20 protein-coding genes and 3 pseudogenes are annotated in these 20,598 nt (G+C 38.0%); 17 read left to right on the forward strand and 6 right to left on the reverse strand.

Going from position 1 to position 20,598, the window contains the following annotated elements:
* The first annotated feature begins 151 nt into the window (after positions 1 to 151).
* From P4S71_RS23150 to ubiA, 3 genes are all read left to right on the forward strand, one after another.
* Positions 152 to 352 (forward strand): transposase, encoded by a 201-nt coding sequence (locus P4S71_RS23150; RefSeq protein ID WP_083829645.1) that lies wholly within the window; start codon positions 152 to 154, stop codon positions 350 to 352.
* A gap of 69 nt (positions 353 to 421) precedes the next feature.
* Positions 422 to 973 carry a chorismate--pyruvate lyase family protein gene (locus P4S71_RS13015; protein ID WP_033030935.1) on the forward strand — a complete coding sequence of 184 codons (552 nt, stop codon included), beginning with the start codon at positions 422 to 424 and terminating at the stop codon, positions 971 to 973.
* The gene (gene ubiA / locus P4S71_RS13020; RefSeq protein WP_007377866.1) at positions 970 to 1,848 is read left to right on the forward strand and encodes a 4-hydroxybenzoate octaprenyltransferase; all 879 of its coding nucleotides are present in this window, start codon (positions 970 to 972) and stop codon (positions 1,846 to 1,848) included. Before P4S71_RS13015 ends, ubiA begins: the two co-directional genes overlap by 4 nt.
* Before the next feature lie 12 nt (positions 1,849 to 1,860).
* Here the strand turns inward: ubiA and P4S71_RS13025 are convergent, their stop codons facing one another.
* The 3 genes from P4S71_RS13025 to P4S71_RS13035 all read right to left on the reverse strand — a co-directional run bounded on the left by P4S71_RS13025 (position 1,861) and on the right by P4S71_RS13035 (position 4,268).
* A complete protein-coding gene (locus tag P4S71_RS13025; protein ID WP_007377865.1) occupies positions 1,861 to 2,481 on the reverse strand; it encodes a 2OG-Fe(II) oxygenase in 621 nt (206 codons plus the stop codon).
* A 94-nt stretch (positions 2,482 to 2,575) separates the two neighbouring features.
* The gene (locus tag P4S71_RS13030) at positions 2,576 to 3,460 is read right to left on the reverse strand and encodes a LysR family transcriptional regulator (protein ID WP_096792588.1); all 885 of its coding nucleotides are present in this window, start codon (positions 3,458 to 3,460) and stop codon (positions 2,576 to 2,578) included.
* 385 nt (positions 3,461 to 3,845) lie between these two features.
* Complete coding sequence (locus P4S71_RS13035) at positions 3,846 to 4,268, reverse strand: DUF2721 domain-containing protein (RefSeq protein ID WP_007377863.1); 423 nt, start codon at positions 4,266 to 4,268, stop codon at positions 3,846 to 3,848.
* A gap of 84 nt (positions 4,269 to 4,352) precedes the next feature.
* Here P4S71_RS13035 and P4S71_RS13040 point away from each other — a divergent pair, with 84 nt between their 5' ends.
* From P4S71_RS13040 to tsaD, 3 genes are read left to right on the forward strand one after another with little or no spacing between them, the layout of a single operon-like run.
* On the forward strand, positions 4,353 to 4,706 hold the full coding sequence (locus tag P4S71_RS13040; RefSeq protein ID WP_008134890.1) for a putative signal transducing protein: 354 nt from the start codon (positions 4,353 to 4,355) through the stop codon (positions 4,704 to 4,706).
* A complete protein-coding gene (locus P4S71_RS13045) occupies positions 4,699 to 5,289 on the forward strand; it encodes a YjaG family protein (protein WP_008134889.1) in 591 nt (196 codons plus the stop codon). The genes P4S71_RS13040 and P4S71_RS13045 overlap by 8 nt, the downstream gene beginning before the upstream one ends.
* Positions 5,290 to 5,329: 40 nt before the next feature.
* The gene (gene tsaD, locus P4S71_RS13050; RefSeq protein ID WP_337119935.1) at positions 5,330 to 6,343 is read left to right on the forward strand and encodes a tRNA (adenosine(37)-N6)-threonylcarbamoyltransferase complex transferase subunit TsaD; all 1,014 of its coding nucleotides are present in this window, start codon (positions 5,330 to 5,332) and stop codon (positions 6,341 to 6,343) included.
* 20 nt (positions 6,344 to 6,363) lie between these two features.
* Here the strand turns inward: tsaD and plsY are convergent, their stop codons facing one another.
* A complete protein-coding gene (gene plsY / locus P4S71_RS13055) occupies positions 6,364 to 6,966 on the reverse strand; it encodes a glycerol-3-phosphate 1-O-acyltransferase PlsY (protein WP_337119937.1) in 603 nt (200 codons plus the stop codon).
* A 247-nt stretch (positions 6,967 to 7,213) separates the two neighbouring features.
* Here plsY and folB point away from each other — a divergent pair, with 247 nt between their 5' ends.
* The 8 genes and pseudogenes from folB to trmB all read left to right on the forward strand — a co-directional run bounded on the left by folB (position 7,214) and on the right by trmB (position 13,395).
* Positions 7,214 to 7,573, forward strand: a complete 360-nt coding sequence (gene folB / locus P4S71_RS13060; RefSeq protein WP_033030921.1) for a dihydroneopterin aldolase — start codon at positions 7,214 to 7,216, stop codon at positions 7,571 to 7,573.
* On the forward strand, positions 7,574 to 8,062 hold the full coding sequence (gene folK, locus P4S71_RS13065) for a 2-amino-4-hydroxy-6-hydroxymethyldihydropteridine diphosphokinase (protein WP_033040089.1): 489 nt from the start codon (positions 7,574 to 7,576) through the stop codon (positions 8,060 to 8,062).
* Positions 8,059 to 8,859, forward strand: a complete 801-nt coding sequence (locus P4S71_RS13070; RefSeq protein WP_007377856.1) for an undecaprenyl-diphosphate phosphatase — start codon at positions 8,059 to 8,061, stop codon at positions 8,857 to 8,859. The genes folK and P4S71_RS13070 overlap by 4 nt, the downstream gene beginning before the upstream one ends.
* A 179-nt stretch (positions 8,860 to 9,038) precedes the next feature.
* A complete protein-coding gene (gene mpl, locus P4S71_RS13075) occupies positions 9,039 to 10,394 on the forward strand; it encodes a UDP-N-acetylmuramate:L-alanyl-gamma-D-glutamyl-meso-diaminopimelate ligase (protein ID WP_096792591.1) in 1,356 nt (451 codons plus the stop codon).
* A gap of 1 nt (position 10,395) precedes the next feature.
* Complete coding sequence (locus tag P4S71_RS13080) at positions 10,396 to 11,016, forward strand: flavin prenyltransferase UbiX (protein WP_033030926.1); 621 nt, start codon at positions 10,396 to 10,398, stop codon at positions 11,014 to 11,016.
* Positions 11,016 to 11,944 (forward strand): annotated as a pseudogene (locus P4S71_RS13085) (ABC transporter ATP-binding protein). The gene P4S71_RS13080 and the pseudogene P4S71_RS13085 overlap by 1 nt, the downstream one beginning before the upstream one ends.
* A complete protein-coding gene (locus P4S71_RS13090) occupies positions 11,945 to 12,712 on the forward strand; it encodes an ABC transporter permease (protein WP_007377852.1) in 768 nt (255 codons plus the stop codon).
* Positions 12,712 to 13,395, forward strand: coding sequence for a tRNA (guanine(46)-N(7))-methyltransferase TrmB (gene trmB, locus P4S71_RS13095; protein ID WP_096792594.1), 684 nt, complete (start codon positions 12,712 to 12,714; stop codon positions 13,393 to 13,395). The genes P4S71_RS13090 and trmB overlap by 1 nt, the downstream gene beginning before the upstream one ends.
* Here the strand turns inward: trmB and P4S71_RS13100 are convergent.
* Positions 13,384 to 15,264, reverse strand: a pseudogene (locus P4S71_RS13100) (bifunctional diguanylate cyclase/phosphodiesterase). The gene trmB and the pseudogene P4S71_RS13100 overlap by 12 nt on opposite strands.
* A gap of 274 nt (positions 15,265 to 15,538) precedes the next feature.
* On the opposite strand from P4S71_RS13100, the gene panP reads away from it, so the two are divergent.
* Positions 15,539 to 17,164, forward strand: coding sequence for a pyridoxal-dependent aspartate 1-decarboxylase PanP (gene panP / locus P4S71_RS13105; protein WP_337150818.1), 1,626 nt, complete (start codon positions 15,539 to 15,541; stop codon positions 17,162 to 17,164).
* A 276-nt stretch (positions 17,165 to 17,440) separates the two neighbouring features.
* Here the strand turns inward: panP and argE are convergent.
* Positions 17,441 to 18,596: pseudogene (argE, locus tag P4S71_RS13110) on the reverse strand (acetylornithine deacetylase).
* Positions 18,597 to 18,817: 221 nt separating this feature from the next.
* Between argE and argC the strand changes: the two are divergent.
* Both argC and argB read left to right on the forward strand, forming a co-directional pair.
* Complete coding sequence (gene argC / locus P4S71_RS13115) at positions 18,818 to 19,828, forward strand: N-acetyl-gamma-glutamyl-phosphate reductase (RefSeq protein WP_008134869.1); 1,011 nt, start codon at positions 18,818 to 18,820, stop codon at positions 19,826 to 19,828.
* Positions 19,829 to 20,596 carry an acetylglutamate kinase gene (argB, locus tag P4S71_RS13120; protein WP_337150819.1) on the forward strand — a complete coding sequence of 256 codons (768 nt, stop codon included), beginning with the start codon at positions 19,829 to 19,831 and terminating at the stop codon, positions 20,594 to 20,596.
* Positions 20,597 to 20,598 lie beyond the last annotated feature (2 nt).

Genomic DNA, 20,598 nt, shown 5'->3' on the forward strand with positions numbered 1-20,598 from the left:
ATAATTGAACTCGCTAGAAAACGATACACCTAATCTTAATACCAAGATTAATGTTCACAGGCGTCATGGATATCTTATCAAAAGTAATGTGCTTAAGTGGTCTAATTTATAATCAGTTTGATCATAGAAAAACGCTTGAAAGCATTATAATCTGTGCACAGATATTCCATGGCGAGATCTGACTTCTTACTTTGGTGCATGGAGTGCCATATGGAGGCGGTTTAACTTATGGACTAAAAAAGATATTTTGAACGAATTGTTTCGCTTATTATCTCGCGCTGCGATTAAATCCTCCCTAAGTCGAACCATTTTCCATCTTGCAAGGTCAACACGCCCTCGTTATTTACGATAATGAATGATCACTTTTTCAAATGCTTTGGCAATGTTATTATCGCGTTGGATTTTATTTAATAGAGTTATCGTGATTACTTTCCCTATTTCGTTATTAGTCAATTGGCAATGCACATCACAAGTAAGTGATTTATCATCCTCTGAACGTGAGTGGCTTTTTGAGCCACATTCCTTAACAGTTAAATTAAAAAGCAGGGCGCAAGTATTTAGCGTAAAAGTGCTCAGTGAAAAAATTTTTGATTTAACACTTGAGCAAAAAGCATTGCTTGGCTGCGAAGCCTCAACGGCATTAAACCGAGAAGTACTTTTATTGTGCGATAATATTCCCATGGTATATGCACAAAGCTGGCTGCCAGATAATCAATTATCAAATCAACCAAAAAACCCTCTGCATAATATGGGGGATCGCCCATTAGGCGATGTTATTTTTCAAAATCCAGAGCTCGTGCGCAAAGAGATAGAAGTCGCTCGTTTTGATACAGAGCACCCGATACAGCAATTAGCATTACAACTAAACTTACCAATACAAAAGTTGTTAGGCCGACGTAGCGTATTTTCGCTTAAAGATTACAATTTTTTGGTCTGTGAAGTGTTTTTACCTGGAGCGTACCTTTACTCATGAAGCTAGCAACCTTAAAGTCACAGCATCTCCCTTATTACATACAACTTATGCGTGTAGATAAACCAATTGGAACACTATTGTTACTTTGGCCAACCTATTGGGCTTTATGGCTTGCTAATGATGGAATGCCTAGCTTAGTCAACTTTGTTGTATTTACGCTTGGCGTTATCGTTATGCGAAGTGCAGGTTGCGTAATAAATGATTTTGCTGATAGAGAGATAGATGGCTCAGTAAAGCGGACCGCCCAGCGTCCATTGGCTTCGGGGCTGGTTAGCAGTGGTGAAGCACTTAGTTTGTTTTTACTATTAATAGTCATAGCATTTATTTTAGTGTTGATACTCAGTTTTAATACTATTTTACTTTCTTTTGGTGCGTTGGCATTAGCCTTTTGTTATCCGTTTATGAAGCGCTACACACAGTTACCTCAAGTTGTACTCGGGGCAGCATTTGGCTGGGCAATACCGATGGCTTATATGGCTTCGATAAATGCACTTCCTTTACAGGCTTGGTTATTATTTATTGCTAATATTTGCTGGACGGTAGCCTACGACACAATGTATGCAATGGTAGACAGAGATGATGATTTAAAAATAGGCGTTAAATCGACGGCTATTTTGTTTGGTGAATACGATCGTCACATCATTTTTTTCCTTAATATGACCTTTGTAGTTATAGTAGCTTTTATAGGTTTTATTAATGAACTATCAACTGCATTTGGAGTTGGATTAAGTGTCGCTGCTGGTTTGTTGTTTTATCAGCAAACACTTATCCACAAACGTGAGCGCGGGGCATGTTTTAAAGCATTTTTAAATAATCACTATGTTGGATTAGCTATTTTTATAGGTTTATTGTTTTCGTATCCAATGGCTATTTAGTTTGAGTCATCTTTAGCGAGGCGGATCAATAATGCCGCTGATAGATGCGTTTTTTCTAAACCACCCAGCAATTGAATAACGATTATCTATGGCTGGCAATACCTCATGTACAAAACGCTCACTTTCAAATAAAACCAATGTACCGGCTTGAGGTTTTATTATTATTTCAATTTCTTTGCTTTTGGTTTTGTAGACAACGAGTTCACCACCTTGTGCAGGAGTATTTAGGTAAAGCACACTGGTAAAAACTCTGTTTGAGCGGCCTTTAAAAGCATCAACGTGTTTTTTATAAAAATCACCTTCAGTATATTTTGCATAGTGACATTCATAGTCAAATAAGCCCATGAAAAAAGTACGGTTAAGCGTTGTACGAATACTTTCCATAGTCGCTTGATAAGTTAATTGCGCTTGTGAGGTACCATCAAACCAAAAGGTCTTATCTTTGCGGATAGTATCGTCAATTTGCAAATTATTTAAACGGCCAATACCAGCGAGGCTAAATTGAGGATTTATACGATAACAGTCAGCCATTAAATCAATAATAAGCTCTTCATTTATAGCATTAGGTATAACAGTGTAGCCAAGCTCTTCGATATCATTTAAATAAGTATCGTCGGCTGAAAAGTTAATCATTCAAGTGGGTCATTTTTTGAAGGTGCGACAGTGTAGCTCAAAAGAAGTTAAAAGCTATCACTTTGTGTCGCACTTATCTCAAGACAAAACGAGGTTAGTTGATTGTCGTTGCGGCTTTTTTAATGAGAGATAACAGTTGATCTATATGTTCATTAACAGCTGTCTGTTTGTTTGTTTGTACGACTAACTGTTCGTGGCTTAAACTCTTATTTGTTTTTAGCTGAATTAACTCAGAGTGCTCAGCTACAGCATTCGTATGCTCTATGCTAGCAATAGCAAAGTGGTCTGACTTTTCTAAACCAGCTATGACCTGTTCAATACTACCCACTTTAATGCTTGATGACTTATTTAAAGAGTCAATTGCTTCATTTAGCATTGTTTGAACTTGTTTTGATTGCGAAAAGCAACCATACATCGGGTAGCTATCAAGGTCGTGCTTACTAATGTCATTTTTTTGAGCTAATGGGTGATTTTTAGATACGAATAAAATGAGTTGATCTGGTAAATGTATATCACTGCCAATACTATTAATCGCTTGTGAATATACGCTAATATCAATTTCACCTAGTTGAAGCTTTCGGCTCAGTTCGTGTTCTTCTTGCAGTTGCATTTCTATTTTTACATGTGGGTACTGTGCTAAAAATTGCCCGCAAGAAATAGGTACAACATTACTTGCTTTATTGGTGTAACCAATAATTAATCTCTCACCTGTTTTTCCACTTACGGATTGAAAAATAAGCTTTTTAGTAAGCTCTAGCTCAGATAAAGTGTTTTTTGCGTAATCAAGGAATAGCTCACCTTGCTGAGTTAGCTTTACAGAACGAGTTGAACGTTTAACTAGTTCGTATCCCATTTCATCCTCAAGTGTTTGAATACTTCGCGTAAGTGCGGAGGTGCTGATTTGGGTTTGTTCTGCTGCTTGTCTGAAATGGCGTAGTATGCCGAGTGCTACAAATTGTTCTAATTGTTCAAATCTCACTTTATAGTCCCTTTTTATAAGTAAGTCGCGGATGCCGCGAACATCAATTATATTAATTTTTAGCTAAACAAAATAGTAAAATTTAATATCTAAATGCGTTTGCAAATTTATGACAAATTTTGGTCAGGATATCCCCCTTTTAATATTTATCAAAGAGGTAAATTGTTAAAAAGTATTATCCTTTAGCCTTAAAACTCATGATTTATTACTTACCTAGTATCCTTTTTAGGGATAAGTAAATCATAAAAAAGACTTTGTAATCAATTTTTTATATATTCTAGTAAAGACGAACATTCTAAATTAAGAAAAAAGTATGCCACATAATAGGGTATTGATTAAGCACAATTTACGAATAGTTGAATGAACATTGACACATATCAGCTTTTTATTTAACAAAGTTACGATTAACACGGTTGCTTAATGGTTTGTTTTCTATGCTTTGGAGTTCTATTTCAATAGCATCACATGATATGTGGATTTCAAATAAAGAGGTTAATAACGATAAACTTAAGCAAGTTAAGCTAACACCAAATAAAATAATGCCCGCTGTATTAAATTCAATAAATAGTGCAAACATGGATAAAGTGCATAATAAAAATGATGCCACACCATATACTTGCATAGTTCTAATTAGCTTAATACGCTTTCTCAAGTTTGTTATTTGCGCGACGACAACGGGACGAATTGACTCTCCTTCTCGTGCATTTAGTTCCCGAATTAATTGTGCTAATACTAAAAATCGGTTTGTGTAGGCAAGTAATAACAATGATATTGCAGGAAAAAGTAAACCTGGAGTGGTGAGTGTCATAATGTATCCTTAAGTGGTATTACTAGCTTTAATTTGTACAGCGTAACGCAAGATATTGTATACATAAAATAAACGAGGTGGAAATTGCAAAATACTAATAATACAAACGAAACAGTAGGCTCTTTTCAATGGGTAACAATTTATAATGCCGAAAATACCCTTGAAGCTAATATTCTTAAAGGTTTAATACAAACAAGTGGTATTGAATGCCAAATTAAAGGAGAGATGTTGCAAGGCGCAATGGGAGAAATCCCATTTGATCAAACCCAAGCTAGCGTGCAGGTTTATGCGATAAAAGAGCGCCATGCGCGACAAATATTGGTAAACTATCAACAAGTAAAACAATCCGCTCCAGATTGGGTATGCCCTAACTGTAATGAGCATAATGGATCAACATTTGATTTTTGTTGGTCATGTGAGACATTAAAGAATGACTAAAGCAAATAATTTTCAGCGTATTAGAGAGCTAAACTATTTACAAAAAGCCGTTTTAGCGAGTGCTTTAATTGAGCGAATGCTGCCAAATTACGGTTTATTTAGCGAAGCAACAGGGTTTGGTGACGAAACCTTATTACGAAATTCGCTTAATGTTTGTTGGGAAAAAATATTACTACCTAAAAGTAAAATAGATCTCGAGAAACAAGTTGAAAAAATAGAGCCAAATGTTCCTGAACTTGCTGATTTTGATATGTTTGGTACGTATCCAGCTATTGATGCAGCAACGTCGTTACTTAGCTTAATGCACGGTTTAATGGCGCAAGACGAGCAAGAGTTCATTAGTGTAAGCAAAATATCGCAAGCGACCGTTGCGCGTTTTATTGAATACCAAATGACAGTTGAAGGTGAAATCGCAGATAATACCGCCGTTAGAGAGCATCCATTAATGCAATACGAGATTGAAGTATTGGGTGAGCTAATTGATTTTGTAGAGAATATGGGGCGTATTACCTCCGATAGCGTAAAGGCACTTAAAAAGTTTGCCCTTGAAGATGGCCAAACAAATATTGGTCTTTCGTTATAAAAATAGTTTAGTAATAATTTAAAAAGGCTGGAGAAATACTGTGCGAATTTTAGGCATTGAATCGTCGTGTGATGAAACGGGTATAGCAATATACGATGATAAAAAAGGCTTGTTAGCTCATCAATTATATAGCCAAGTAAAAGTACACGCTGATTATGGCGGTGTAGTGCCGGAGCTTGCATCACGCGATCATGTTCGTAAAACGCTACCGCTTATAGATGCTGCTTTTGCGCAAGCTGGTTGTGGCCCCGAAGATTTAGATGGTATTGCTTATACTGCAGGACCTGGCTTGGTTGGCGCACTACTTGTAGGTACCTCCATTGGCCGCTCTCTAGCATACGGGTGGGATATTCCTGCGGTAGCGGTTCATCACATGGAAGGGCATTTACTTGCCCCTATGCTTGAGGAAAATATCCCTGAGTTTCCGTTTATTGCTTTATTAGTATCTGGCGGTCATACCATGATGGTTAAAGTAGCAGGTATTGGACAATACGAAGTACTAGGTGAGTCGGTTGATGATGCTGCAGGTGAGGCTTTTGATAAAACGGCTAAGTTGCTTGGTCTTGATTACCCCGGTGGTCCGCGCTTAGCTAAAATGGCTGAACAAGGTGTTGCTAAACGCTTTGTATTTCCTCGTCCGATGACTGATAAGCCAGGCCTTGATTTTAGTTTTAGTGGTTTAAAAACAGCTGCATCAATCACTATTCGTGAAAATGATGATGACGAACAAACTAAAGCCGATATAGCGCATGCATTTCAAACTGCAGTTATTGATACGCTTGTTATTAAATGTAAGCGAGCACTTAAACAAACCGGTATTAAACGTTTAGTCATTGCAGGCGGAGTAAGTGCAAATACACAGCTTCGTTTACAGCTTGAGCGCGTTATGAAGGGCATGAAAGGCGAGGTTTTTTATCCTCGTACTGAGTTTTGTACCGACAATGGAGCAATGATTGCTTATGCGGGTATGCAGCGTTTAAAAGCAGGGCAATTTGCCACGCTTGATATGAAAACAAAACCGCGTTGGCCAATAGATAGCTTGGAAGCTATTTGATACTCGATATATTAAATGTTTTAATTTTCATCTGTGGGTGTTTTTTTAGTGCCCACTTTTGGTTCATCGCCACTAAATAATCTAATAATATTAGTGCGATGACGAAAAATAATTAAGATCGTAATAAAAGCGACTGGTAATGTATAAAGTGGTTTTATTAGCCAAGTATACAAAGGTGCTAAAGAGACAGTAACTAATGCTGCAAGTGATGAATAACGTGTAACTGCAATAATAACTAACCACGTAAAAATAAGTAAACCTGCCAGCGATAAACCAATAGGTAATAATGACCCAAATGCTGTAGCGACTGCTTTACCGCCTCTGAAACTAAAAAACAGTGGATACATATGCCCTAAACACGCAGCAACTGCAATCAAACCTAACTCAAATGGCTCAAACTTTAAAAAATAAGCGCCCCAGACCGGAATCGTCCCTTTTAAAATATCAAAAATTAACACTAAGCAAGCAGGTAATGCACCTCCCAATCTATAAACATTAGTTGCGCCTGGGTTGTTAGAACCATGGCTTCGAGGATCTGGAAGGGTGAATAGTCGTGACACCAATATGGCCGATGAAATTGACCCGAGTAAATAAGCTAAAACAAATATCAAAATGGCTAACACACGCTTCCTTACTTTTTTATTGTTATACCAACCACATTTAATGCAATTGGTATTGCTTTTGGGCTATTATTGGCGGCAAAATTTATCGTAAAAATTATTATGCTTCTTTCATTACTAGCTAACCTAGCTATTTTGTTATTGTAGAAGGATTTTTTACATATTTAAACACTGATTAAAGCATATACAGCATTAATTTTTTTGATGCTTTATATAACAAGTTCAGTCGTTTTGGTTATTTGGAGTATCAATGGACAAGGTATTTATATCTCAATTGCACGTCGACACTATTATTGGAGTGTACGACTTTGAAAAAGAAAGTAAACAGAGCCTTTATTTTGATATTGAAATGCTGAGTGATATTAAACCCGCAGCTGCGAATGACGATATTAATTTAGCACTTGATTACTCAAAAGTAAGTGAGCGAGTTATTGAGCACTGCACTGCAAAACCAGTTGAATTACTCGAAACATTAGTAGAACAATTAGCGCAAATTATTTTGACTGAATTTAATACTCCACAAGTAACAATTAAAGTAAGTAAACCCGCAGCAGTGGCGCAAGCGCAAACTGTAGGTGTTGAAATTACACGCGCTAAGGTAAGTAACTAAATGGCGCAGATTTATATCAGCCTTGGGTCAAATATAAATAAAGTACATCACATGCAGTCTGCATTAATCGCACTTGAGAGCCACTTTAAAAAAATTATTCACTCGTCTGTTTTTGAGAGTGAAGCGGTGGGGTTTGCTGGTAATAATTTTTATAACTCAGTGGTTGCAGCGACAACAAGCATGGCATTGGCTGATGTATGCGCTCTACTTAAGCAAATAGAACGTGATAATGGCCGTACTGCCAGTGACAAAAAATTTAGCCCTCGGACACTGGATTTAGATTTACTGTTTTACGACGATGTAATTTGCCAAAGCCCTGCACAACTGCCTCGTGACGAAATAACTAAAAATGCATTTGTATTACAGCCTCTGAGCGAGGTTGCTCCTGATTTTTATCACCCTGTAGCTAAACAAACAATTGCTCAGTTATGGAGTGCGTATAATAACCCTCAACAAAAATTATGGAAGGTGGAGTTTTCTAACCCATGAGTATTATTGAAATAATTATTTTAGCCCTCATTCAGGGGTTTACTGAGTTTCTACCTATATCGAGTTCAGCGCATTTAATTTTACCATCGCAAGTTTTAGGCTGGGAAGATCAGGGACTTGCATTTGATGTCGCTGTTCACGTTGGGACTTTAATTGCGGTCGTTATTTATTTTCGTAAAGAGGTGGCCGATATACTTACTGGGTGGTTTAAATCATTTGGCGCACAAGGTACTACAGATGATAGTAAGTTAGGCTGGTGGATTATTTTAGGCACTGTTCCAGCGGCTATTTTAGGCTTACTGCTAAAAGACTTAGTTGAATTGTATTTACGCAGTGCATGGGTTATTGCCACAACGACCATTGTATTTGGTTTACTCCTTTGGTACGCCGATGCAAAAGGTAAGCAAATTAAAACTATTTACCAACTTAATTGGAAAACAGCGCTTCTCATCGGTTTTGCACAAGCTGTTGCAATGATCCCGGGAACTTCTCGCTCAGGTATTACCATGACTGCTGGTTTAATGCTTGGAATGAATAAGCAAAGCGCAGCGCGTTTTTCGTTTTTACTGGCAATTCCTATTATTTCTATGATGGGGCTATATTACACAGTAGAGCTTGCGCTAGGCGATCATGTTGTAGATTGGAACACGTTATTACTAGGTGTGGGGTTATCGTTCCTATCAGCTTATGCATGTATATTTATGTTTTTGAAAGTGATAGAGCGAATGGGTATGCTGCCGTTTGTAATATACCGCTTATTACTAGGTGTTGGCTTGATTGTATTTTTGACAATGTAGTTAACCACTGACGAACAAAAAAGCCTTCTAACTTAAGAAGGCTTTTTTGTTATTAAAGTGTTGTTTTTTGGCATGAGTGAAATGCTTACTCGCAATGGTAACTCAGCACTAATTTTGGCATTATAGCGCCATTAAACTTTACATTACTGTAAAGTGGTCACGCGATTTAAGGAAAGTATATGCATATACATATTTTGGGCATTTGTGGCACGTTTATGGGTGGTATTGCAGCCATAGCTAAATCGTTGGGTCATAAAGTAACCGGCTCTGATCAAAACGTTTACCCGCCAATGAGTACGCAACTTGAAGATCTTGGTATTGAATTAACCCAAGGCTATGACGTATCTCAATTAGATCCAAAGCCTGATATGGTGGTTATTGGTAATGCAATGAGCCGTGGTAACCCGTGTGTTGAATATGTCCTTGATAAAGGTCTGCCTTATACTTCAGGTCCTGAATGGCTTAAACATAATTTATTGCAAAACTCATGGGTGCTTGCTGTAGCAGGGACCCATGGAAAAACAACCACAGCGAGTATGTTGGCATGGGTATTAGAATACGCTGGCTTAAAGCCTGGGTTTTTAATTGGCGGCATAGTACAAAACTTTGGTATATCAGCGAAAGTGGGCGAAACGCCATTTTTTGTTATTGAAGCCGATGAATACGACACAGCTTTTTTTGATAAGCGCAGTAAGTTTGTGCATTACCTCCCGCGTACGCTTATTTTAAATAACCTTGAATTTGATCATGCTGATATTTTTGAAGATTTAAACGCAATAAAAAAACAATTTCATCACTTAATGCGTACATTACCCCAAAGCGGCAAGGTAATTTGGCCAAAGCAAGACGTAGCGCTTAATGACGTAATAGCACAAGGGCTTTGGAGCGAAAGCGAAACGCTCGGTGTTGATTGGAATTATGAGCTAATAAAAGCCGATGGTAGTGAGTTTAATGTATTACTTAATGGCGAAAAGCAGGGAGTTGTTCGCTGGCAAGCAATAGGCGAGCATAATGTTAAAAATGCGATAATGGCTATAGCTGCTGCGCGCCATGTGGGTATAGCCATTGATCATAGTATTGATGCGTTAGGAGAATTTATTAGCCCTAAAAGGCGTATGGAGCTTAAGGCTGATATAAATAATATTAAAGTGTATGACGACTTTGCGCATCACCCAACGGCAATTAAAACAACGCTTGCGGGCTTGCGCGCAAAAGTAGGCTATGAAAAAATTATCGCTATTTTAGAGCCGCGCTCAAACACCATGAAAATGGGCGTACACCAACATACATTATTAGATTCACTGCGTGATGCTGACGAGGTACTACTTTTTGAACCAGAGAATCTAAATTGGTCGCTAAAAGAACAAGCAGATAAAGCGGGTATGCAGTGCTTTAACAGTACACAAACAATTATTGATACAGTGCTTGAAAATATTGAGCCTAATCAACACATTTTAATTATGAGCAATGGCGGTTTTAATGGCCTTCATCAACACCTTGTTAATGGTTTAGCTGCTAAATACAGCGGAGAATAACGTGCAATTTAAAGATAAAATTACGCTCGCTTTTAGTGGTGCATCAGGTGCGCCTTATGGGCTTAGGTTACTTGAAGTATTGCTTGAGCAGCAATTTCAAGTTTACGTACTTATCTCAAGTGCTGCGCGAGTGGTGCTTGATACAGAATCAAACATCAAGCTCTCTGGTAATGAAGATAAAGCCACTGAGCAGTTAAGTACGCTGTTTAATGCCAAACCTGAACAGCTAAAAGTATACGGTAAAGATAACTGGTTTAGCCCTGTGGCTTCGGGCTCTGCTGCTCCTAAAAAAATGGTAGTATGCCCATGTAGTGCCGGGTCGGTTTCTGCAATTGCAGTGGGGGCGTCTGATAATTTATTAGAGCGCGCCGCTGATGTGGTAATTAAAGAACGCGGACAGCTCATTTTAGTGCCTCGCGAAACACCATTTAACGAAATTCATTTAGAAAACATGCTTAAGTTATCTCGTTTAGGGGTAACAATTATGCCAGCCGCACCTGGTTTTTATCATAAGCCACAAAGTATTGAAGACTTAGTTGATTTTATGGTGGCGAGAATTTTAGATCATTTAAATATTGAGCATAACCTAACAAAACGTTGGGGTTATGGTGAGGGTAAGTAATGAATAAGCAAAATATTGCTTTAAATATAGAAGGCCTTACCAAGGTTTATAAAAATGGTGTTGAGGCTATTAAAGGCGTTGATTTACAAGTTGAAGAGGGCGATTTTTTCGCTTTGCTTGGTCCAAATGGAGCTGGTAAATCAACTACTATTGGTGTTATTTCGTCACTTGTTAATAAAACAAAAGGCAAAGTAGAAGTATTTGGCTGTGATATTGATACTGATTTAGAAGCTGCAAAAGCGCATTTAGGCTTAGTGCCGCAAGAGTTTAACTTTAGCCAGTTTGAAACGCTTAGCCAAATACTGGTTAACCAAGCCGGTTATTATGGTGTGCCACGTGGCGAAGCCCATAAACGTGCTGATAAATACCTAGCGCAGCTGGGGTTGTTAGAGAAAAAGACAAGCAAGCTCGTACGCTTTCAGGCGGAATGAAACGTCGATTAATGATTGCACGCGCCCTTATGCACGAGCCAAAATTACTTATACTTGATGAGCCAACAGCGGGTGTAGACATAGAACTTCGTCGTTCAATGTGGGATTTTTTACGCCAAATAAATGAGCAAGGCGTTACTATTATTTTAACCACACACTACCTTGAAGAAGCTGAGTTACTGTGTAAAAACATAGCGATTATTGATTCTGGTCGAATTGTTGAAAACACCACCATTAAAGCACTGCTTGCAAAGCTTGATAAAGAAACCTTTATTTTAGATTTAAAAATGCCAGCAAACCCTGTCACGCTTGAAGGTTATAAGTTTACGATGACGGACGATCATACTGTTGAAGTAGAAGTCGCTAAATCACAGGGCTTAAATGCGGTATTTAGCGCATTAACAACCCAAGGAAATACAGTATTGAGTATGCGAAATAAAGCAAACAGACTAGAAGAGTTATTTGTAGGATTACTAGAGCAAGGGCGGGGCGAATAAATGTTTAAATATGGCGTAGCCTTAAAGAGTTTATGGATTAAAGAGTGTATTCGTTTTTTACGTATCTGGGTACAAACCTTAGTGCCGCCAGCAATTACGATGAGCTTATATTTTGTTATTTTTGGTAACTTAATTGGTTCACGTATTGGTGATATGGGCGGCTTTAGTTATATGGAGTTTATTGTACCTGGTCTTATAATGATGTCGGTTATTACTAATTCCTATTCCAATGTAGCCTCTAGTTTTTATTCAACAAAGTTTCAAAAAAGCATTGAAGAGCTTTTAGTTGCACCTGTGCCTAACTACATTATCGTGCTTGGTTATATGGGCGGTGGTATGACGCGCGGTATTATGGTGGGCTTTATAGTTACCTGTGTGTCGTTGTTATTTGTTGATATTCAAATTCATAATATTTTTGTAATTATGGCGACCGTTATTTTAACCTCGGCTGTATTTGCTTTAGGTGGTTTAATTAATGCAATTTATGCAAATAGCTTTGACGATATAAGCATTATCCCCACCTTCATACTAACGCCATTAACCTACTTAGGAGGGGTGTTTTATTCTATATCGTTATTGCCTGAATTTTGGCAAAATGTATCACAAATCAATCCTATAATTTACATGGTTAACGCATTTCGTTATGGCTTTTTAGGCGTGTCGGATGTCGATTTAAGCGTGGCGCTTGGGGTTATTTTAGTATTTATAACAGCGTTATTTACATTAGCGCTTACATTAATTAAAAAAGGTGTGGGGCTAAGACACTAATGAGTGATGCAAATTCACGTAGTATTGTATCTAATCAAGCGGGTATTCACGAAAAGCTTGATGAAATAGTAAATAAGCACTTAGAGGCAGAGTTTAAAAAACCGATTGCAGCGCATACTCAGGCCGCATTTGATGAAGTAAACGCTAAAGTACAGGCCTTTAATGGCCCGCTTATTTTAGACTCGTGCTGTGGCGTGGGTGAAAGCTCAGCTAACTTAGCTAAGCGCCATCCTGATGCACTTGTCATTGGTATTGATAAGTCATCACACAGATTAGATAAGCACGATGTTGAGTACAAGCAAACAGACAGCGGGCAATATATTTTAGTTCAAGCTGATTTAAATGATTTTTGGCGTTTAGCGGTTGCTGCTAATTGGCAACCTACGCACCATTACTTGTTGTATCCAAATCCATGGCCTAAGTCTAAGCATATTCGTAGACGCTGGCATGGCGCGGCTATTTTTCCATTTATTGTTAAGTTAGGTGGCCAATTAGAAGTGCGCAGCAATTGGGATATTTACGTTAAGGAGTTTGCTAGGGCACTTGAATTAACAGGCAACCCTTGCGATGTAACGCTTTATGAGTCAGACGATGCAATTACGCCTTTTGAGCGTAAATACTGGGCCAGTGGCCAGCAAAGCCACCGACTCATTATTAATTTAATGACCAATTTAACTCATTAGTTCTTCATCACTTTGAGAATTAACATGTGGCGCTGGGGGAGCAAAATAAATACCTTGCATCAGCGTCACATTCGCTTTTTTCAGTGCGGTCACTATGGTTGCATTTTCTACTGAACCGGCTGTGAGTTGTAAGCCAAGTTGGTTTGCAAAGCTTGCTATGTGTTCAATAAACAAATAGATATCTTTATCGTTAACAATTTGTTTTATTAAGGCCCCATCTAGCTTAATACCATCGACTTCAAGTTTTAGTACGTTAGAAATATTTGAATAACCACTGCCAAAATCATCAATGATTACTTTTACACCCTTTGTTTTAACCATTCCTATGAATGCTTTTACCTCTGAAAAATTAGCTATAGCTTGTGTTTCTAATAATTCTAAGGTGATGTTACTCGGGTGTGGATAACGTTTTAATTCGTCGGCTATAAATTCGCTCAAACTAGGATCAAGCATATCTTGCGCGGTTATATTTAAGCTCCAGCAAATATCTGTTTTTCTAAAGCGGCTAATACATTGTGAGAATATAGTACGAGTTAACAAGCCATCCATTCTTGAACGGGTAACTACATTTAAAAAAGCCTCTGGCTTGAGTATTTCACCACTTGCTGTAACCATGCGCGCTAAACATTCATACTGCACTACGCGTTTAGTGTTTATATCAATAATAGGTTGAAAGTAAGGGACAATACGGTTGTTATCAAATGCTTCACGAACCTCTTTAGCCATTTCTACATTGTATTGATATTGCACTTTTACATCGTGAAGTGCTTTTGAGTAATTAACAACGGTATGGCGACCTTGTTTGGCTTGCAGTGCCGCAATATGGGCATTTTCTAATAACAAAGATTTGTTACCGCTGGCTATACCGGCACACAACGTAATATAAATAAACGGGTCGGTTAATAGTGGGGTATTAAAGTTGTAGGTTTCGATTAAGTCGTTAAACTCATCGTACGGAATTTCTTTTGGTGCAAGTAATACCAGTTTATTGGTCGCTAAGCGATAAATATGACAACGAGCAGAGCAGCGACTTTTAAAATGCATGAGCAAGTTCTTCATTACTTTATCGCCCACTTCAGTGCCATAAAAGCTATTTATGTCTTCAATTTCGTTAATCCAAATAACAGCTAATTGCATATGGTGCGCATTACTTTGCTTTAGGAAGTATTCAAGCGCTATATGATTTGCAAAGCCCGTACTGGAGTCTGTTGCTAAAGATCGTTTGAGTAAGTAAATATAAATAGTTGCAACAAGTATAGCGATGAAAAAAGAAGCTCGCCATAGCGGCCGCCTTTGATACACTTTCTTTAAGTTTTTGGTTTAAATCATAAATGGTGATATCAGCACCTGTTATGTAGGTTTTACCATTAGTGTTATCAACATAAGGGATAAAAATAGTTTTAAAATGTCCCCATTGATCTGCTGATATTTCAAATACAGGCTCTGTCGAATAAAAAGTACTAATGTTCGCCTTAGTGGCTTCAGGGTAAAGATCTAAAAACTGGGTTACTTTGCCATTGCTTTGGTCTTCTTTTGTATAACTCGATGCACTAAAGTAGACTTTGTTATCTTGAAGTACCATCGCGTATACATAAGCAATGTTGAGTGCTTGGGCAAAGTCAGAAAGTTGCTTACTCTTTTTTGATAATCAGAAAAACTAATCGTTTTTCCCTGATTAACTTTATTTAGGTATGTATCGCCGAGTATATGCTTAACACTGGTGGCTGCGTTAAGTAAGCGCGTATCAACAGAGTGCATTATATCTGCGCGTGTTGTTTGGTAAGTATAATAAACGTAGGTAAGTAAACTGATTAAAAATAGGCTAAAACCCGCCATTAACCAACTTACCCTTACTCTTCCTTTTAGCATGTGCGTCCCTTTTTTGTTATTTTTTTATTATACGCAAAATATATAAATGCCCAATAATTAATTCTTATTTATTGGCAAGGCTTAAATATTAATTAAATTATCACTTTTTTGTCATGTCTTTGTCTGCTTTTATGGCTTTAAGCGAGACATTTTAGTTATATTGCAGTAAAGTTAGCGCAATTAATTAAAAACACTGTTACTTAAAATAACGTCTTAGTTTGGCGTGTTTCATAGACAAACACGTGTTTTAGCTACACACACACTAGGTATTGAGATGGATCAAAAGCGTTGTGCCGTCGCCTCTAAAGAAAGCCTTAAGCGTATATTTACTGTACCTGAAGCGCCAGACTCAACTTTAAGCAAAATCGAGCTTGAAATTTCGAGTAATTTAGCAGGTTTCTTAAACGAAAATATTGCGGCAATTGAAAAACCATTACATGAAATAGAAAAAGACTTTCAATCGGCAGTGATCCCAGAAGATCCAACGTTTGTATCTGCTTATGCCCAAGACATTATGGAGCAACTTGTTGCGCATTCTGTGCATACAGCTGCGCCTAGCTTTATTGGTCACATGACCTCTGCTTTGCCGCATTTTTTATTACCACTGTCAAAACTGATGGTAGGGCTAAATCAAAATCTAGTAAAAATAGAAACATCTAAAGCGTTTACGCCTCTTGAACGTCAAGTACTTGGGATGATGCATCATCTAGCTTATGGGCAAGAAGACTCATTTTATTCTAAATGGATGCACAGTGCTAAAACCTCATTAGGTGCATTTTGCTCTGGTGGTACGGTTGCTAATATTACTGCGCTTTGGATTGCGCGAAACCGTTTATTAAAACCGGATGGCGATTTTAGAGGTATAGGCGCACAAGGCTTAATTGCCGGTATGCTGCATTATGGCTATAAAGGTTTAGCGGTATTAATATCAGAACGTGGACATTATTCATTAGGTAAATCGGTTGATTTACTCGGCATTGGTCGCGATAACTTAATTGGTATTAAAACCTGCGAAAATAATAAAGTCGATGTAATAGCGATGCGCGAAAAAGCACGTGAGCTTGAAGCGCAAGGCATTAAAGTAATGGCCATTATTGGGGTCGCGGGGACAACCGAGACCGGTAATATTGACCCACTGGACGAAATGGCCGATTTGGCACAAGATATTAACTGCCATTTTCATGTAGATGCTGCATGGGGAGGAGCGACGCTTTTATCAAACACGCATCGTCCTTTATTAAAAGGAATTGAGCGAGCAGATTCAATTACCATTGATGCACACAAACAAATGTATGTACCCATGGGCGCTGGTTTAGTTTTATTTAAAGATCCTGCTGCAACTGATGCAATAGAGCACCATGCTGAGTATATATTACGTAAAGGTTCAAAAGACTTAGGTAGCCACACGCTTGAAGGTAGTCGCCCAGGTATGGCGATGTTAGTACATGCTTGCTTACGTGTTATTGGTCGCAAAGGCTACGAGATGTTAATCGATCGTAGTATAAAAAAAGCACATTATTTTGCTGGTTTAATTAAAGCAGATGAAGATTTCGAACTTATTTCAGAGCCTGAGCTGTGTTTACTAACGTATCGTTATGTACCTAAACAGATTAAGCAGGCAATAAAAGATGCTGATGTAACAACACGTTTAGACATTTTTGCATCACTTAATCGTTTTACTGCGAGTATGCAAAAGCGTCAGCGGGAGTCTGGTCGCTCGTTTGTATCACGTACACGCCTAACGCCATCTAAATACGATAATCAACCTACTGTTGTATTTAGAGTGGTCCTTGCAAACCCACTTACATCAGGCGCTATTTTAAAAGATATTTTAGCCGAGCAAAAAGAACTAGCTAAAACAGATCCTGTATTTAAAAAGTACCTCAGTAAGTATATGTAGCTAATAGGGTGTAATTTAAAACAAGAAGACGCTTAATTGCGTCTTTTTTTACTTGGTTACTTAATAAACTTGAGGGATTAAACCTAACGCTAATTTCTTATTTACAACTGTATGAACACAGGAGTAATACCAATCTGCTTAAATATAGGGTCTATTTAACGTTAAGGAAATTACGCTAGAACTAGGCAAAAAATTTTGTATCTAGTTGCTCTAAATAATTATTTTCTGTTGTAATCGATAAGATTTTTTTATCTCAAAATAGGGCACTTAATTAAGTTAATTGATATTAAAACAGCTGGCTTTAATAATGTTACTGATAATTTTTTGTGACGGTTTTATTTTTTCCATTGCTAAAAACTCATCAGGCTGATGGGCTTGATTTATTGAGCCCGGCCCCATAACGATTGTTTCACACCCTAATTGCTGAATAAAAGGTGCTTCAGTACAGTAATTAACAGCTATTGCTTTTTGCCCTGCTATTTTTTCAGCTAATATCACTAAAGCACTGTTGGTGTTGCCAGTAAAGGCCGGTATTGGCTCGTGTAAATCAATTACGCTGACCGCATTAGGGTATTGTTGATTTATCTCTTTCGTTGCATCAAGTACTAATGCTTGTAACTCTTTTACACTCAAACCTGGTAATGGGCGCATATCTATATGCATTTCTGCAGCAAGCACAAATTCGGTTAGCGTTGTCGCCGCCATGAATATTACCAAAATTTAATGTTGGGTAAGGTATTTCAAAGTGGCTTAATGAATATTTATGCTTTAACTGCTCTTTTAAGATCAATAATTTTGAAGTCACTTTATGCATGATTTCTATGGCGTTGAGACCACGTTCGGGATCAGAGCTATGACCTGAGCGTCCAATTACTCTAATCGCTGTACTCATATGTCCTTTATGTGTAAATACCGGTGTCATATCAGTAGGTTCACCAATTATACATCGCGCAGGTTTTAAATTTGGGTGCTTACATATTTGCTGTGCACCTGCCATTGTGGTTTCTTCGTCGGCAGTGGCGAGTATTAAGATAGGCTGGGTTTGCTGCTTTTCATCAAGTTCACTAATTGCTTGTAATACAAACGCAAAAAAACCTTTCATATCAATGCTACCGAGCCCATATAATTTATTGTCGAGTTCGGTAAGCTTAAACGGATTATGATTCCAGCGACTATCATCAAACGGGACAGTATCGGTGTGGCCCGCGAGCATTAATCCACCATCTCCTTTGCCACGTTTAGCTAATAAATTATAGCGACCTTTACCTCCTTCTAATTCAATGATTTCACATGTAAAGCCAAGTGTTTCGCACCACCTCGCAAGTAGTTCAATTACGCTTTTATTACTCATACACTGACTATCTTCAATTGCACTGATAGACGGAGCTGCAATCAATTGTTGATACATAGAAATAAACGATGGCAAAGGCATAAAAAAATCCAAAATAAGTATTCAATTTAATTGCATAACAATATAAAAGTATTTATGATGAATATCAATTCACTTTTTAAGCATAAATATATTAAAGTAACGTTATGAAAACAATGCGACGATAATCAAAATTCATTAATAAAAGGCTAAATTAGCGCCAAGGCTAGTTTAAGCGAACAAGATAGACAAGTAACAACTAATTTTAAGATAACGAGTAACAAATGAATGTAGTGATTATTGGCGCAAGCGGTTACAGCGGCGCAGAGTTAGCAAGTTTAGTTGCTAAACACCCAAACTTAACTTTAGCGGGTTGTTATGTATCAGAAGGTAGCTTAGATAAAAATAAATTGCTAAGTGATTTATATCCTGAACATCTAGGCTTGCTCGACTTACCATTACTCCCTCTTGGTGAATCAGCTTTTGATGACATTCAAACTAGTGCTGACTATGTGTGCTTATGTACAGACCATAAAGTGAGTGTTGATTTAGCACCGCGTTTTTTAGCAATGGGTAAAAAGGTATTTGATTTATCTGGTGGCTATCGCCTTGCAAGCAATGATGATTACGTTACATATTATGGTTTTGAGCACCAACATCCTGAGCTATTAAATAAAGCTGCTTATGGTTTAGCTGAGTGGAATGGTGAAGCTATTGCCAATGCACAGTTAGTCGCTGTTGCTGGATGCTACCCAACGGCTGCACTAAATGCATTAAAGCCTTTGCAACAAGCCGGTTTATTAAGCGAACAGAGTATTATTATTAATGCGGTATCGGGAGTTACCGGTGCTGGACGTAAAGCAAGTGTTGGCACGCATTTTTGCGAGGTTTCGCTTACTCCCTATGGTTTATTTAATCATCGTCACGGTCCTGAAATTGAGCAACATCTTGGTCACCAAGTCTTATTTACGCCGCACTTAGGCAATTTTCCTCGTGGTATTTTAGAAACTATTTATGTGCAGTTAAAGCCTGAGGTAACAAGTGAGCAAGTAACACAAGCGTATCAGGTACTTGCCGATGAGCCACTTATTCGTTTATTAGGCGATAAAATCCCATCAATAAAAGGTGTAGCTAAGCAACCTTATGTTGATATTGGTTGGCAGCAACAAGGATCGCAATTAATTGTTATTGCAGCAATAGATAATTTATTAAAAGGCGCTGCAGGGCAAGCTTTACAGTGTATTAATCTATCAATGAATTTAGAGCATACCACGGGCTTAAAAGGAGCGTTTTAAATGAGTAAAAAAACGTGGGTTATTAAACTAGGTGGTGCTGTACTTAATACAGAAAACGCGGCTAAAGCATTGTTTGATGTACTTAATGAGCAACAAAATGCTCAGTTTGTAATTGTACACGGTGGCGGTGCACTTGTTGATACTTGGCTAAAAGAAGCTGGTTTTGCCAGTGCTAAGCACCAAGGTTTGCGTATCAGCCCTGCAGAGCAAATGCCTTACATCGTAGGTGCACTAGCAGGTTGTGCCAATAAACAATTAATGACTCAGGCTATTAGTGCAGGGCATAAACCGATTGGGTTAAGTTTGTATGAAGCGGGTGTTACTGCTACTCAAAAGTTAAAAGCACTTTGTTTAGTAGGTAAATGCACAAGCAACGATGATTCTATTATTAACGATTTACTTAAAATTGGCAGGCTACCGATCGTTAGCTCTATCGGTTTTGATGAGCAAGGCCTTTGGTATAACGTAAATGCTGATGAAGCTGCAGCGGCTATTGCTAGTAATTTAAACGCAGAACTTATTTTTATGACTGATGTAGAAGCGGTGCTTGACGTAAATAAGCAGCCCTTACATCAACTTGACACAAAACACATTGATACTTTAATAGATGAAGGAGTAATTGTGGGCGGGATGGAGGTCAAAGTTAAGACCAGCCTTCACGCTGCCCAACATTTACGACGCGGTGTGTATATTTCCAGCTGGCAAAAGCCAGAAAATTTAACTGACTTGCTTGAAGGCAAGCATGTCGGAACTAAAATTACACCATAGGT

The organism is Pseudoalteromonas sp. B62 (genome assembly GCF_037162565.1).
GTDB lineage: Bacteria > Pseudomonadota > Gammaproteobacteria > Enterobacterales > Alteromonadaceae > Pseudoalteromonas > Pseudoalteromonas fuliginea.